Below are 16101 nucleotides of genomic sequence, written 5' to 3'. Positions count from 1 at the left end.
GCTAGCCCTGATCTTTCAAGCCACTTCCTATCAGAATGCTGACCATATTATTGCCGGCTTGAATGATACCAATGAGGATAACAAAACCGCCTTCAAACGTCAGGATTTCCGCAAAGTCCTGTTGCTCTATAGCCTGGAATCGCACATAACAATTGATACCATTTTACAGGCTTGGGAATGGGATCCCATTGGGGTAACTAGCCTGATGATTGCCTTACTCTCCCCACCCTTTTGCGGTTCCAAACGCGCCCACGAAAAAAAACAAATCCTCCTGCGGGAACTACCCCAACGGCTGCTGCAAATTCAGCAACCCCAGGAACTCCCCCTCCCCATATTCGTGGCTACCTATATGTATTGCAGTTATGCTGATGGACTCAACAAAGAAGACATAAAAAAACCCATTCACCAATTAGCCAGGCAGATTTTAGCCTCCTGGAAAATAGAGGATTTTACCCCAGCCCAATTACAGCAATCAGTCCCTAAACCCGGCAACCTCCCCACCTTGGTAGTGGTACACGAGTGGATGCAGTGCAAATCTGCCATGTATCGCTGTTATGCTCCTGCAATCAAGAGTTTGAAAAAGCACTTTAATGTCATTGGTGTGGGACCAATATCTCAAATTGATGAAGTGGGGATGGCGCTGTTTGACCGCCACATTGGCCTATCGGGAGACATTTGGGTTCAAATCCCAGAAATTCACACCATTATGCGGAATCTTGCCCCCGCGGTCATCTATATGCCCAGTATTGGTATGGGGCTGCATACAGTCATGGCCTCCTCTGTGCGTTTTGCCCCCCTACAAATCATGAGCGGTGGTCATCCCGCCTCCACCCATTCCCAACGCATAGACTTTATTACCGTACGAGACGATGTTGAGTTGACAACATCCCTATTCAGTGAGCAACCTTTGTATTTTCCAGTCAGCAGTTTCCCCTGGGCAGATCATCCCGATCTAGCTGAGATCAAAGCCAGTCAGCCGGAGCGGGGGGCAAAACTCCCCGGATCACCGGTAATAGTGGCGGTATCAGCCACCTCCATGAAACTCTCCATGCCCTTCCTTGCAGCCTGTCGCTCCATCCGAGACCAAGCCACCCAGCCCCTGCACTTCCGCTTTTTCCTAGCCTTAGCCCAGGGCATAAGTTACCATTACATCAAAAGAACCATCCAGTCTTTTCTGGGCAACAGCGTCACTGTCTTCAAACACCAAGACTACAAAGATTATATGCGCCAGTTAAGGGAGTGTGATCTTTCCCTCAGCCCCTTTCCCTTCGGCCATACCAATACCATTTATGACTGTAGCCACTGTGGTGTGGTTAGTATCTGTCTGGATGGGCCGTTTTTACCCCAGACCTCAGAGAAAGCTCTGTTCAAAAGATTAGGACTACCAGCCCAACTGGTTACCCCGTCTGTAGAAGAGTATATTGCCAGGGCTGTCAGCTTGATTGATGACCATGAGCAAAGATCACAGCTGAGTCAATATATTCAAACTAAGGTGGAAGAGTCCCCCTTCACCCAGGGAGAACCTGAAAAATTTGGGGAAATTGTTTACCAAAAATACCTAGAGACTTGCTCATTGAAGTAAGAAATAAATGTCTAGACTTGTCTAGGATTTATATAGCAGGGTAGTTAATATAGCAATCCTAAATGATTCATGAACAATTTCTGTTCCCTGTTCCCTGATCGGTGTGTTCCCTTTCCTCACTGATAATTTCTCAAGTCAAATAGGATGACTATATGACAGCACTAACATTAAATCTCAATCCCATTATTCAACTAAATAGAGAGCAGTTTTACCAACTGTGTGCAGAAAACCCCGATTTAAAATTAGAACGCAATGCCCAAGGACAACTAGTTATCATGCCACCAACGGGAGGGGAAACCGGAAAAATTAATGTTAATTTAATATTTCAACTAACATCATGGAATGAAGCAACGGGGCTAGGAGAGGTTTTTGATTCTTCCACAGGTTTTACTTTACCAAATGGTGCTGATCGCTCTCCTGATGTTTCTTGGGTAGAAAAATCTCGTTGGGATGGGTTGACTAAAGAACAAAAAGAAAAGTTCATTCCCCTATGTCCTGACTTTGCTATTGAAATTATGTCACCATCGGATAATTTGAAAAAAGTTCAGGAGAAAATGCAGGAATATATCTTAAATGGTTGTCGTTTAGGTTGGTTAATAAATCGGAAAAAACAGGAAGTAGAAATTTATCGTCCTGGACAAGAGGTAGAGGTTTTAAAATTGCCATTAACCTTGTCTGGTGAGGATGTTTTACCTGGGTTGGTAGTTAATTTGGGGAAAATTTGGGGATGATGTTTAACCGGTAAGAGGATGTTTGTCAAGTCATGATTAGTGTATCGAATATTATTTGACCCCACCCTCACCTTTCCCTTTATAAGGGAAAGGGGACTGGATTTGATTGTTTTTTGTGTGTGTTGGGTGTATTCCCTGTTCCCTGTTCCCTGTTCCCTGTTCCCTGTTCCCTTTTGGTCGATCGCTTTTTGAACTTGTGTGGCTTCAGGCGATCGCTCTTTTAGCCTACAGCTAAACCATATCTAGAGCCTAGTAATTTGGGCTTGACGAGTCCCGTCTTCCCCATAGGTCAATAACACCCTCAGATAACTATCCGGCTTGTAGCACATTCGTTCTGGCCATTCAATGGCCACAATTCCCGGTATCACCTCCACACCTTCCCAATAGGTTTCTAGGTTCAAAGCCACAACCTCAGCGGGTTCTAGGCGATATAAATCTAAATGGTATAGAGGTATACGCCCTTGGGTATACTCATTAATCAGGGTAAAAGTAGGACTAACAATTGATTCAGTGATGCCTAAACCTTGACCAATTCCCTGCACTAGGGTAGTTTTACCACTGCCTAAATCACCTTCTAATAAAATTACAGTCCCAGGAGTGAGGTTTTGACCAAGTGCAATGCCTAAGCTGAGAGTTGCCTGTGCATCTGTAAGTACAATATTCCCAGACGGGTCAAAATGGGATATTTTTTCTGGTTCCATTTTGAATTCACTTGCCATGATGATTTCCACTGTACCACCGTAATAACACTCGTGCTAGTTTCTGGGGATTGTGACGCACGTAACCTGTTTCATCTTCATGTAAGACATTAGCTAGAACAATTCGCCGCCCTAATAGGGTGACATTTTCTCTATCCAAGAATACTGGATGGGAATTTTGTTGAGCATAACGGATGAGTGATGTCGCAGAGGGAGATTTTTTGTGTACTAAAACCGCATCAAACAGTTGTCTGTTTCCGCAGACTGCATCAATAGCTTGAATATGGTCACCAACAGTATATCCCTGGGTTTCTCCTGGTTGAGTCATAATATTGCAAATGTAGATGCGAGGGGCTGTAGATTTGGCGATCGCATCGGCGATTTCTGGTATAAGTAAATTCGGAATGATACTAGTATACAAACTACCAGGGCCGATAATAATATAGTCCGCCTCCTTAATGGACTTAATTGCTGCGGGCAAAGCCGGCGGATTTGGGGGGATACACCCAATTTTGACAATTTTACCCCCGGCTTCAGGAATACTAGATTCTCCCTCAACGCGACGACCATCCTCTAATTCTGCCCAGAGACTAACATCACTTAGAGTAGCCGGTAACACTTGTCCTTGTACAGCTAGCACCTTAGAACTGGCTGCTACCGCCTGTTCTAAATCCCCAGTAATATCAGTCATAGCAGTTAAAAACAAATTGCCAAAACTATGGCCTATCAACCCATCCCCAGCCTTAAAACGATATTGAAATAATTCTGTTAATAACTTTTCTTCATTTGCCAGTGCTGCTACACAATTACGAATATCCCCCGGTGGTAAAACACCAAATTCCTGACGTAACCGCCCCGAAGACCCACCATCATCAGCTACAGTTACAATAGCGGTAATATTGGCGCTATAGGTTTTCAATCCCCGTAATAAAGTAGAAAGTCCTGTACCACCACCAATCACGACAATTTTTGGACCGCGGTATAATCGGCGATGTGCCATCAGAACGTCAATTAATTCCTCTTCGCTATCTGGTCGTAGCACCTGAGTAATTGAGCCTACAGTCCGAGTTTGACCCCAAAGCAGCAACAGTAAACCAGCCAGTAACACCAACGGTCCACTAATATAGTGGGGTAAAACCTCAGCAATTACTGCCAAAAAACTCCTAAGCAACTCTATAGCCCAAAAAATTGGGGTTAGCTTCACCGATATTGCTAACCCCAAAATTGCCAACAGTACACCCCCCAGACTGATAAGTAACCAACGTTTTATAGCTAGTCCTGGGGATAACCACTTGAACCACTGGTTGAGACGGTGAGAGGTGAAGCAGGTAGACTGCTTTTGCAGGGCTTTAAGAAGCCGATTGAGAAAACCAATTGACATACCTGATTCAGACCAGTGCTACAAAATAAATGATTAACAGGAAACTTACCCTACTTGGTCTTAACATCAAATGTGAAATTTCAACTTGATTCAGGATTTTAGATTAGCAGCAAGTGGTCAAACTTGCCAGTGTGACTTTCAACTTGAATTTAATGGAAAAACGTATTTTAGGATTAGATCCGGGATTAGCAATTTTGGGCTTCGGGCTAATTAGTTGCACCCAGAATCCCGCTCAAATCACCGATACATCGGTGAAAATGGTAGATTTCGGGGTCATCCAGACCTCTGCTAAAATGGAGATGGGACAGCGCCTATGTACCTTATTTGACGATTTACACACTGTGATTCAGGAATTACAGCCAGATTTGGTAGCGGTAGAAAAATTATTTTTCTATCGGATGTCGAGTACAATTCTTGTGGCACAGGCTAGAGGTGTGCTTTTGTTAGCTTTAGCACAGCATCAGCTGACCTATGTGGAATTTACTCCCGCCCAAATTAAACAAGCCCTAACCGGTTATGGTAATGCCGATAAGTCTGAAGTGCAAGATGCTGTGGCGCGGGAATTGGATTTAGATGAGATCCCCCGACCAGATGATGCTGCTGATGCTTTGGCGGTGGCTTTGACGGCTTGGTATAAACTACCTCTAGTTCATACTAAAATACTTTAGATTTTTTGATTTTTCTAGGGATTTTTGTGTTAACTTATTTCACTTACCCAATCAGCAAATTCAGTTAGTATTGAGGATGTTTGACCCTTTACTTGCTGATTGTCACAGCTAAAAGTATTAGTGTTATTTTTATCTCATTCAATAGCGTTTAGCTCCCATCGCTCCCATGCTCACCCATCACCGCAAGCCTGTATGTTTATCACTTATTTCCACTGATCTGCCCCTCCGGTCTGTGGTTGAGACTGACGGTACACTGTATCAAAAAGATACGGATAAATTCCATTTACTGTTGACAGTACCGCCCCTAATTACCTGTGAAGTGGCCAGTTCTTTAGGTTCACAAGACATCTATCACGGAAATCACAAGCAAGCTCAAACCCCCAGAAGTCCGCGAATTTTGTGGCTGGAGATTTCGCCCTACCGCGTAATTATGACTATGCAAGGTCATGATCAAGTTAGTTATCGTCATTTCTGGGAACAAGGCGTTTATGGACTGAGCCGTTATTGGTTACCTACAGAGTCTTTGCAATCTCATACCCCCATGCGGTTACGAAATTTTACGAAAATCCTCTCACTCAAGGGAAGTTATTTACCAGAGTATTTGCATCTGGAATATGAATTATGGGCTGAAAAAGTCCAATTGGGAAGTTACATCTTGAATCTGGAAATTCATCACTAACCAAGGTTTTTTTGGGACTGGGAACCGGGGATGAAAGCAATTCATCCCCAACCGCAATCACCCAAAATAACTGGGTTCATTACCGGGTTTCCATTTAATATTGCAGCCAATACTAGGCTTTTGTTCTATGGTAATGGGTTGACCGGCCAACACTGCGGCGATCGCACTGCGTAAATCTGCACCTGTCACCGGTTGATTATTACTGGGACGGCTATCATCTAGTTGTCCCCGATAAGCCAGTTTACCTTCTGAGTCAAATAGGAAGAAATCAGGTGTACAAGCTGCTGTATAAGCTTTTGCAGTTTCTTGGGTCTGGTCGTAACACAAAGGAAACTTCAAATCAAGTTCTCTGGCCATTGCTTTCAAAGACTCTGGCCCATCATCTGGGTATTTTTCCGCATCATTGGCACTGATAGCAAGGATACCTAACTCACTGTTGAAATAATCTTTTCCTAGCAGGGCTAATTCCGTTTTAATATGTTTGACAAATGGGCAATGCTGACAAATAAACATGATTAACAATGCTTTTTTATCAGCAAATGTATTTAGGGAAATTGTTTTTCCAGATACCACTTCTGGTAGATGAAAATCTGGTGCTTGTGTGCCTAATGGCAACATTGTGGAAGCAGTTAAAACCATAGTTCACCCTGATAATTTAATCTGACAACGGCTCTTGCTGGTGCGTTACTGTCAAAATACCATCGAACTCTCCATAAAATTAAAGACGTTTATAGTAAACGTCTTAATAATATTTTATATGTTAAAGTCAAGATTAATTTTTACAGGCTTGCCAAAAGGCCGAAGATACCATGTCCTGTGAATACTTCTAAGGCTATAAGAGAGACAAAACCAATCATTGCTAAACGACCGTTGAGTAATTCGGCGTAGGGAGTAAACCCGGTGCGATCGCCTTGCTCATCTACATAAACCTTTGGCTCAATGGCAAAGTTGTTCATTAGACCTTGGTCGTCAACAATGCTTGTGTTGCTACGCATATAATTTTTCCGGTTTTTTAGTTCTTATGTAAATAATTATAACAAACAGATGAATTTTTGTAAACTATCTGAACTGAATTAATTTTGAGGATGCTCCCTGATCTTGGTTGGGTAGTGGGTTAAATTGGGTTGACCAGAAAACGAGACCTGAGCCAATGGCTTTTAGACATGGGGATAAGTCGATAGGGACTTTAGTCGCATTAGAACGATTGACTGGCTTTAGCCACAGTGGTATAATAGTCAAAGGGAGTAAGAATAACCATCTACGTGATGATTCATCCTAGTGCGGAGAAATCCCGGCAACGGACATATCCAACTTGATTTGGAATAGTTAAAGGGCGAATAATGGCAGGATGTTGAGCGTACCTAACTGGCATTGCGATGGACTCACCAAAGCAAAAAAAAAGTAAGCGCAATTGCAATACCTTTTGCATTGATGTTGTTATGAGCGTGTAGGGTGTTTTTGCCAGCACCATTGAAGGTCAGTTTGGTGACTCTTCAAGAATCCCCCGGCTTTAGACGTGGGGAGTGTCAAAGACATTTAACGAACAGGCTGCAATTTATCAATGGATCGATTTCGAGTAGAGGTGATTGCCAAAACACCAAATCCTCAGCAGGTGATTTACGCCGCGATGCACCAAGATTATAGTGATGGCTTGGTGTATGATCAGCGTGACTCCTGGCCTACAGAGTCAAAATGTGGCGAAATTATTCTTAAGCGACTATTAGCGGGGGAGAGGGGACATTATGGACCATTGGAGCATCCCCAAATTGTTTTCAACTGTGGTTATTTCCCCCATAGTGTGATGCAGCAGGCTCGTACTCATAGAATATCTGTATCTTTCGATGTCCAGTCTTTTAGGTATACGGGTAACCAATTTATTGATGTAGTGGAAGGCAAAAAAGACATTGAAGAGGTTTTTTACCTGCGTCCAGTTGGTTATTACTCCGATAGAAATGGTAAAAAATATTACTATTCTCCCGAACAACGCACAGCGGATTTAGCATGGTGTCTGGAAGCTGCGAAGCGTTATAAAGCCGATTTTGAGGGGGGAATGTCTGAGGAACACGCTAGAGGTAAGGTACCTTTTGATTATCGCCAGCATTTTGTGGTCAGTTTCAATTTACGCTCCTTCATGCACTTTTGTGATATGAGATATAAAAAGGATGCTCAATTGGAAATTCAAAAGTTGTGTGAACTGATGTGGCCTCATTTTGTAGAATGGACACCGGCGATCGCACAATGGTATGAAAAGCAGCGTCAAGGTAAAGCTCGGTTAGCTCCTTGAATTTTGTCAAGGTATAGTTTAAGCCACGTTATCGCCAAGTTTTTTGATCCGAGTTACACTTTTTTAAAAGTGCTACGGGGAAGTTTTGCAGTGCTTCCCCAACTGCGATATTTTGATCAGCTTTGAGCTTTTCCCCGGTAATGCTATCTTGCCACATCAAAGACGCGGATGGTGGTAAACTAATATAAGTGTCATCCCAGACTGATAAACCAAGAGGATATTCACCTGGTTGAATTACACTGGTAAGAAAGCGGGGTGCAATGGTAATTATTTGATCATCACCATGTATTCTCGCAAAAGCAATGATATGGTCTGAGAATTTTCCCCCAGTTTCTAAGGGGATATAGCCACGCTCTTGAAAAACCCTGATGTTTTCCCTTCTGGCTTTTAAGGCTTGGATAGTGAGAAATAACTTTATTCTACCATCTTCTTTGGTGGCTAATAGTTCATCTATCAAGTTTAAAATATCCCTCTGGATTTGTTGTTTAATGAATTTGAGATGATCCTGGCGAATTTCAAAATCAACTTGACGACGATTATCCGGGTCTACCATACTCAAATCCCAAAGTTCAGTTCCTTGATAAAAATCTGGAACTCCTGGGGATGTGATTTTTATTAATGTCTGAGATAAAGAGTTAAAGATACCATAGTAGGCGACCTTTTGCTGAAAGGGTAAAAATTTCTGCCAAAATTTATTTTCTGGGGATAATTTTAAGACTTCGGCCACAAATTTAGTTAAAGCATTTTCATAGGTTTGATTGGGTCGCAGCCATGCTGTATAAAGTTTAGCTTCTCTAGCAGCTTTGAGTACATAATCTTGAATGCGGTCATTAAAATTGCTATACTCATGTTCAAAAAATGGCAATGCCCCTATGAGCATCTGATATAATTGATATTCGTCATTAGTATCTGGTATGGATAAAGTTTTATTTATACTGGTTTTGTGAACACGGTTAATTTCACAAAATCCATAAACTTGTTTTTGCCATTCTTCGGGAATTTCTGATAAAACATTTAATCTGGCGCGAACATCTTCACCTCTTTTAGTATCATGGGTAGAGGTAGTATTCACCGAGTGTAGCCAACGAGTTTGGCGCTGTTGGTTAAAGTCGTGGAAATCGGTAAGAGTCAAACCAAATTTAGCTGGGTTTCCACCGACTTCGTTTAAGGAAATAAACCGGTTATAAACATATAATGCAGTGTCTTCAACGCCTTTAGCCATTAACGGACCAGTATACTGTTGTAGTCGCATGACAAAATACAGCCATTGCTCTTGGTCTTCTGGTGTGAGAGAATTTTCATATTCCAGTAACAGGACTTTTTCAATAAAAGTTAATTCATGGTGTAATAGAGGTAGATTTGATTTAGCTTGTTGAATTACTGCTGTGATATATTGGCGGTCTGCAGCTAAAATCTCACTCTGATGGGTATAAGTGCGGTAAATGGGAAATAAAGTGAGGATTTGGGCGATCGCTCTTTTTAAACCATTAATGGTAAAATCATTACCGTAACGATGTTTACTCGCTATTTTCTTAAAAATATAAGTTAAATTATCAACATCTCCTGCTAAATTTGTTTCTAAAATTAAGTGCTTCTTATCAACAGTCAGTTGCTCATAGTCTGTTCTAAACCCCGTAATATTACAGTAAGTTTTAGTCAAATCATCTTCACTTGCAGATTGACAAAAAATACCATTCAGATAATTTAAGAAATCATAACCCGTAGTCCCCTGAATTGACCAGTAGTGAGGTAAATCTTCTCCCGCTTCCAGAATCTTTTCAACTATGATGTATGTATCACCTACTTTTGCTTGTAATCTCTGCAAATACTCAGTTGGGTTATAAAGACCATCAATATGGTCAACTCGTAAACCGGTAATTTGATTTTCCTTCACCAAGTTAGTAATTAAACTGTGGGTGTGTTCAAATACCTGAAAATCTTCACTTTTAACAGAAATTAACTCGTTAATAGTAAAAAACCTCCTGTAATTAATCTCTTCTGCGCCCACCTTCCAAAAAGCGAGGCGGAAAAATTGTTCAGAGAGTAAACTATCTAAAAGATTAAAGCTTTCTGGGTTACCGGGTTGACCATTAAAAAAATTGATATTATTATCAATAAATCCTTTAAAATCTCTATTATCTGTATAGAGTTCCCACAACAATCCTTTGACAAAATCAATTTGGTCTTGTCGTTCCTTTGCTGTGACATCAGCAGGTATATGTTTGACTACATAAAGAATACCTAGAAGTCTGACAAATATGGGGTTATTTCTCCCTAAAACTTCAGATAATTTAGCTATATTTTGATTCAGAAACGTAGCGTAAGATTCCAGTTTCAGTGGGAAGCTCAAATCATAATAATTAACACTCAAGCCATTTTGACCATATTTAAGTTTAATTTCCCCATTTTCCAAAGAATCACCATAAAAGTTACCAAGTAAAGGTGCTAATAGTTGTTGTTGATTCTCACCAAATCCATTAACTATGGGAGAATTCCAAGAAATATCAAAATAGTTTGCATAAACAGAATTACTACCATTTTCTAGAACATTCATCAGATATTGGTTTTGGCTATCATAAGCCATATGGTTAGGAACAATATCTTGTAACCACCCCATATTATGCTGTTTTAGTTCTGCAACTAAAGCCGCAAAATCTGCTGGTGTTCCTAACTCTGGGTTTAACTGATTAGGGTCAACTATATCATAGCCGTGAGTACTAGCTATTCTGGCTTTAAATATTGGTGATGCGTATAGGTCAGAAATACCTAAATCATCCAGATAATTGACAATTTTTTCAGCCGAATTAAAATTAAATGTACAATTGAATTGAATGCGATAAGTTGCTGTAGGTATGCGCATAGCAAAAATAACTCCTTTTTAGGTTATTCTTTGTCTGTGGGTGTTGATTTTTGATAAACTACAAAACTTTGCTGAGGTAGGGTTAATTGCTGCTGTAATTTAACTTTATCCGGTAACTGTGAACCCCTACCTAACCATTTAGTTGCAGCAGAATCTAAAACTTTAACCCAATTATTACTTGCAAAGTTATGGTTAAACCTAACTTGATAATTCTGAAAATTCATGGCGCAAAATATCTGGTTATTTTCCCGACATTTACACCATAAAATTAGCTTTTTATCTTCATAAAATCCTATTTCTAAATTTTCTCTGCTGCTTTGTAATAAAGAGAGATTTTCGCGGCGTATCTGAATCAAATTTTGGTAAAATGATAATAAAACTTGATGCTGACCTGCTTGGCGTTTTTCCCAATTCAGCTTACAGAGGTTAAAGGTGTTAGTTGACTCTGGGGGTGGAGGTTCTCCTTGAGCAGAAAAACCCGAAAATTCCTGTTTACGTCCCTGTTTAACTGCTTGAATTAAATGGGGGTCTGAATGACTAACAAAGTATATAAATGGTGATTGTTCGCCATATTCTTCCCCCATAAATAACAGGGGAATATAGGGAGAAAGTAAAACTATACCAGCAGCTAATTTTAAGGAGTCAAAATTTACCAGTTGCGATAATCTTTCACCTAAAACTCTGTTACCTATCTGGTCATGATTTTGGCTGTAAACTATAAATTGAGATGGAGGGCGATCGCTGGTGTTATTTCCGTGATAACGTTGGCGATAATGGGAATATTGCCAGTCATAAACAAAAGTATCTTTGTAGGCTTTTACTAGATGTTCACACAGACCAAAATCCTGATAGTATCCTGTGCGATCGCCTGTCAACAAACTATATAATGAATGATGAAAGTCGTCACTCCATTGAGCATCAATCCCATAACCACCCAACTCAGGTGGGCGAATAATACGCGGGTCATTTAAATCACTTTCAGCAATTAAATAAAGTTTCCGTCCCTGTTGCGCAGAAAGCACAGCTACATTTTCAGCCAGTTCAGCTAAAAAGTGTTTTGCACCCAAATCATAAATAGCGTGAATAGCATCTAAGCGTAAAGCATCAATATGAAATTCAGTTAACCAATATATGGCATTTTGAATAAAAAATTGCCGGACATTATAGCTATGTGCATGATCAAAATTAATCGCACTACCCCAAGGAGTGCGATAAGTTTCTGTGAGATAAGGTGCGAAGCGACTTGTATAATTACCCTCTGGGCCAAAGTGGTTATAAACCACATCTAAAATTACAGCTATTCCCTCTTGATGACAAGCATCAACTAATTGTTTTAACTGATCAGGGGAACCATAGGAATTATGTACCGCAAAGGGATAAACACCATCATAACCCCAATTGCGTTCTCCGGGAAATTGGGCTACAGGCATAAGTTCAATAGCATTTATTCCCAATTCTCGTAAATCTGGGAGTCGGGGAATAATCGACCTAAAGGTTCCCTCCGGGGTGAAAGTACCAACATGCAATTCATAGATAATCATCGTTTCCAATGGAATACCAGACCAACTGTGATCACTCCAACCAAAACTATGATTTATAACTTGGGAAGGTCCATGTACATCTAAAGGCTGAAAATGTGATGCTGGGTCAGGTCGAGACTCACTATTATTTAATAGATATAAATATTGTGTTCCTGGAGCAATATCTCTCCCGGTAAATTGCCAATATTCCCCTAACTGCTGCATCGGAAGTAAGCGCCGCTGGGGGGAGATAATTTCCAGTGAGACTGTTGCTAAATTGGGACCCCAAACGGTAAATGTACAAACACCATCACCTAAATAATCAGTGCCAATTTTCATAACACCGCCAGAGAATGATTGTAATTTGACTTTAGCTCGGTAATGACGCTTTTTATTCCATCACTGGAAATATTCAGAGGTAGATTTATATAGCATTTCCCATGGTCGTGAGATACAATTTTTTTTAGTTTGAGGGAACAGGGAACAGGGAACAGGGAACAGGGAATAGGGAATTGGTGTGTACTTCATGAGCCTGAAAAAGGCTTTAATGAACTGCAAGTTACTCCTGGACTGGGAATAATCATAATTAGAAATATCTATCTTAAGGTTGTGATAAAAATGTCAATATTTTCTATAGGATTGGTACGAGTATTTTTAAGTAATTAAAGGCAATAACGCTAAATCATACATCCTCTGGTGGAGAAAGAAATATGACACGACCGATTAGAAATTCAGTCATTGTAATTACAGGTGCATCAACCGGTATTGGACGGGCGACAGCTCTAGAATTTGCCAAAAAACGGGGAACATTAGTTTTAGCAGCACGGAATCAAACAGCACTCGAAGAAGTAGCCCAAGAATGTCAACACTTGGGTGGAACGGCTCTAGCCATACCAACCGATGTTAGTAATGAGTCGGAAGTTCAAGAATTAACCCAGCGGGCGATCGCATCTTTTGGCAGAATTGATGTATGGGTAAATAATGCCGCTGTTAGTTTATTTGCCAGATTTGAAGAAGCACCCCCGGAAGTATTTCGCCAGGTAATTGAAACCAATCTATTTGGTTATATTTACGGTGCGCGGGCTGTGTTACCGTACTTCCGAGAACAAGGTAGCGGTAACCTGATCAATGTTTCCTCAGTAGTGGGGGTAACCGGTCAGCCATACACCAGCCCTTACACCATCAGTAAATATGCGATTCGTGGTCTTTCCGACTCTCTGCGCATGGAATTGTATTTAGATAATGCCAAAGACATTCATGTTTGTACAGTACTACCAGGTTCTATAGATACACCAATTTTTCAACACGCTGCCAATTACACCGGTCGCCAAACTAAGGCCATGACCCCTGTATACCCGGCTAAACAGGTAGCTGATGCCATTGTCGAGTTAGTGAATAAACCACAGCGAGAAATTGTCGTTGGTCAAGCTGTATACTTGCAGATATTACAAAAAACCTTAGCCCCAGACCTATATGAACCGATGATGGCAAAGCAAGTTGATCAGGATCACTTTCAGGATCACAAACCAGCCCACATCACCGACGGTAACGTATTTCAGCCCATGGGAGATTATACAGGCATCAGTGGCAATTGGCGAGGTACCGGCGGCATCACATCCCAAGATGTCTGGGATATGGCCAGGGAGACAGCACAGAAAATTGGTTTACCGCTGTCATAGTTTCTGATAGCGATAGCGTGGCGCTAGCCATACTACTCGTGAGGTAGTTCAGTGCCACGTGTTTCTAGCCGTTGTATTTTCAATACTAGCATGAAAATGCTACCTTTTCCCACCTGACTTTCAACTTTGAGAATCCCCTGATGTTTTTGGGCGATCGCCAGAGCAATGGCTAGCCCCAACCCTGTACCTCCGGTTTTACGAGAGCGATCGCCATCAACACGGTAAAAGCGCTCAAAAATTCGCTCCTGATCAGCAAGCCCAATGCCAATCCCTGTATCTTTCACCGCAATCACAGCAGTGTAATCACTCTTGACTAGGCTAACAGTTACATATCCCCCAGTGGGTGTGTACTGAATGGCATTGGCAATCAAGTTTGACACTAAACGGTAAAGTTGGGATTCGTTACCTAAAGTATAAACCTCGTAAGTGGGAATTTGGCAGGTTAAGTGAATATCACCAGCAGTGGCCATCTCTAAAAATTCTTCGGTCAAATCGCTCACCAAATCATTTAAGCAACAAGGAACCGAAAATTGCTCTCCATCTGAATTTTGCTCAAGACTGGTTAACAAGAGTAAGTCCGCGATCAAATGGCTCAATCGTCGTCCTTGGCGCTCAACAGTATAAAGCATTATTTGCATATCCTGTGGATTTGATTGGGGTATGCGCAGAATAGCTTCCACAGTTGCCAACAGGCTAGCCAGGGGCGATCGCAATTCATGGGCCGCATTGGCGGTAAATTGTTGGTGTTGCTGATAGGAGTGGTAAATCGGCTGCATTGCTAATCCTGAAAGCCACCAACTAGAAGTAGCAACCAAGCTCAAAGCAATAGGCAAAGCAATGGCCATAATCGATTGAATTCGCCTGATTTCCTGATCAAAATGTTCTAAAGTGCGCCCAATTTGCAAATAGCCCCAGGATGAATCAGCATTGGCACTATGTAAAATCGTGGTGAATTGGTGATAGCGAATACCCTTAGCGGTGCGGAAGGTTTGCCATGAATTGCGGTTGAGAGTTGGCGGCACAGATAGGGGTTGATTGGGTGAAAAAGCCAGGAGTTTACCTTGATGATTGAACAGCCGAATATAATATGTGGTGCGATCGCTGATACCAATGGTGTGTCGTTGAATCAGGGTTGGCGTAGCCTGACAAGGTTCCCCACTCAAACACAGATCAGGAAAAATTTGTTGCAGCACAGCAGTAGGTTCTTCCCCAGCGGGTAGTAGTGGTTCGACGCTATCGTGTAAAGTTCCCGCAATTGATTCTATTTCGCGCTCCATTGCTGCCCAGTTTGTTTGTACCATTGCTCGATACATTCCCAAGCCAGAAACACTCAAAATCACACCCATGACCCCAGCATACCAAAGGGCTAGCCGTAGACGACTGCGCCAAAAAAGTGAGTAGCTATTCATAGCCGAGAATCAAGTTGAGAGTAGTAGCCTAGTTGAGAATTAAATAGACAAGCCTATACACTTATCTACAAACCTATAAGTGTATTTATGTTTAAACCTCATGAGTTTGCAGAGAAAATTGGGGTGTCAGTCAAGACATTACAACGATGGGATTCATTTGGGAAGCTTCCTGCTAAAAGAACATTATCAGGACATCGTTTCTATACTAAAGATGACTTATTGATAGCCCAAGGACTGAAACCTATTGAATCAAAACGAAAAGTAATAGTTTATTGTCGGGTATCATCTAGTGGGCAAAAACCGGAACTAAAAAATCAAATAGCTGCAATGGAAACTTTTTGCTTAAATAGGGGATTATCTGTTGATGATTGGGTATCAGAAATTGGTGGAGGTTTAAATTTTAAAAGAAATAAATTTCTGTCAATAATAATGATGTCGATGTTAAGGGGCGAAATTTCAACGATTGTTGTGGCACACAATAGAATGTGCCGATTTGCTTTTGATTTCATCCTTGAACTAGCTACATCTGTAAGATGTGAAATTATTGTAGCCAATCAAGAATCACTATCTCCACAACAGGAATTAGTCGAGGACTTAATGGCAATCATTC

General features: G+C 41.2%; 14 protein-coding genes. 7 read left to right on the top strand and 7 right to left on the bottom strand.

What is annotated here, in order from left to right; genetic code table 11:
* The coding region (locus PN457_RS15805) for a hypothetical protein (protein ID WP_271734358.1) at window positions 1–1582 on the top strand (1582 nt) is incomplete at its 5' end.
* A gap of 152 nt (window positions 1583–1734) precedes the next feature.
* Window positions 1735–2313, top strand: a complete 579-nt coding sequence (locus PN457_RS15800; protein ID WP_271734357.1) for a Uma2 family endonuclease — start codon at window positions 1735–1737, stop codon at window positions 2311–2313.
* A 242-nt stretch (window positions 2314–2555) separates the two neighbouring features.
* Here the strand turns inward: PN457_RS15800 and tsaE are convergent, their stop codons facing one another.
* The gene (gene tsaE / locus PN457_RS15795) at window positions 2556–3014 is read right to left on the bottom strand and encodes a tRNA (adenosine(37)-N6)-threonylcarbamoyltransferase complex ATPase subunit type 1 TsaE (RefSeq protein WP_271734359.1); all 459 of its coding nucleotides are present in this window, start codon (window positions 3012–3014) and stop codon (window positions 2556–2558) included.
* Window positions 3015–3021: 7 nt separating this feature from the next.
* The gene (locus PN457_RS15790) at window positions 3022–4392 is read right to left on the bottom strand and encodes a gluconeogenesis factor YvcK family protein (RefSeq protein ID WP_271734355.1); all 1371 of its coding nucleotides are present in this window, start codon (window positions 4390–4392) and stop codon (window positions 3022–3024) included.
* 152 nt (window positions 4393–4544) lie between these two features.
* Here PN457_RS15790 and ruvC point away from each other — a divergent pair, with 152 nt between their 5' ends.
* Both ruvC and PN457_RS15780 read left to right on the top strand, forming a co-directional pair.
* Window positions 4545–5060 (top strand): crossover junction endodeoxyribonuclease RuvC, encoded by a 516-nt coding sequence (gene ruvC / locus PN457_RS15785; RefSeq protein WP_271734354.1) that lies wholly within the window; start codon window positions 4545–4547, stop codon window positions 5058–5060.
* A gap of 166 nt (window positions 5061–5226) precedes the next feature.
* The gene (locus PN457_RS15780) at window positions 5227–5739 is read left to right on the top strand and encodes a hypothetical protein (RefSeq protein ID WP_271734353.1); all 513 of its coding nucleotides are present in this window, start codon (window positions 5227–5229) and stop codon (window positions 5737–5739) included.
* 57 nt (window positions 5740–5796) lie between these two features.
* Here PN457_RS15780 and PN457_RS15775 read toward each other — a convergent pair whose 3' ends face one another.
* Window positions 5797–6378: a thioredoxin family protein gene (locus PN457_RS15775; protein ID WP_271734351.1), complete on the bottom strand. Its 582-nt coding sequence runs from the start codon at window positions 6376–6378 to the stop codon at window positions 5797–5799.
* A gap of 140 nt (window positions 6379–6518) precedes the next feature.
* A complete protein-coding gene (locus PN457_RS15770; RefSeq protein WP_271734349.1) occupies window positions 6519–6734 on the bottom strand; it encodes a chlorophyll a/b-binding protein in 216 nt (71 codons plus the stop codon).
* A 566-nt stretch (window positions 6735–7300) separates the two neighbouring features.
* Between PN457_RS15770 and thyX the strand changes: the two genes are divergently transcribed.
* Window positions 7301–8023, top strand: a complete 723-nt coding sequence (gene thyX / locus PN457_RS15765; RefSeq protein ID WP_271734348.1) for an FAD-dependent thymidylate synthase — start codon at window positions 7301–7303, stop codon at window positions 8021–8023.
* Window positions 8024–8051: 28 nt separating this feature from the next.
* On the opposite strand, the gene treY is transcribed toward thyX, so the two are convergent.
* Window positions 8052–10883, bottom strand: a complete 2832-nt coding sequence (gene treY / locus PN457_RS15760) for a malto-oligosyltrehalose synthase (RefSeq protein WP_271734347.1) — start codon at window positions 10881–10883, stop codon at window positions 8052–8054.
* A gap of 23 nt (window positions 10884–10906) precedes the next feature.
* Complete coding sequence (treZ, locus tag PN457_RS15755; protein ID WP_271734346.1) at window positions 10907–12742, bottom strand: malto-oligosyltrehalose trehalohydrolase; 1836 nt, start codon at window positions 12740–12742, stop codon at window positions 10907–10909.
* A gap of 371 nt (window positions 12743–13113) precedes the next feature.
* Here treZ and PN457_RS15750 point away from each other — a divergent pair, with 371 nt between their 5' ends.
* The gene (locus PN457_RS15750) at window positions 13114–14082 is read left to right on the top strand and encodes an SDR family oxidoreductase (protein WP_271734345.1); all 969 of its coding nucleotides are present in this window, start codon (window positions 13114–13116) and stop codon (window positions 14080–14082) included.
* 32 nt (window positions 14083–14114) lie between these two features.
* On the opposite strand, the gene rppB is transcribed toward PN457_RS15750, so the two are convergent.
* Window positions 14115–15491, bottom strand: a complete 1377-nt coding sequence (gene rppB, locus PN457_RS15745; protein ID WP_271734344.1) for a two-component system sensor histidine kinase RppB — start codon at window positions 15489–15491, stop codon at window positions 14115–14117.
* Between the two features lie 87 nt (window positions 15492–15578).
* Between rppB and PN457_RS15740 the strand changes: the two genes are divergently transcribed.
* Window positions 15579–16101: IS607 family transposase (locus tag PN457_RS15740; RefSeq protein ID WP_271734343.1), on the top strand; the 523-nt coding region annotated here is incomplete at its 3' end.

Origin of the sequence: Anabaenopsis arnoldii, assembly GCF_028331025.1 — a bacterium.
Taxonomy (GTDB): domain Bacteria; phylum Cyanobacteriota; class Cyanobacteriia; order Cyanobacteriales; family Nostocaceae; genus Anabaenopsis; species Anabaenopsis arnoldii.
This window is presented reverse-complemented; position numbering and strand designations above follow the sequence as displayed.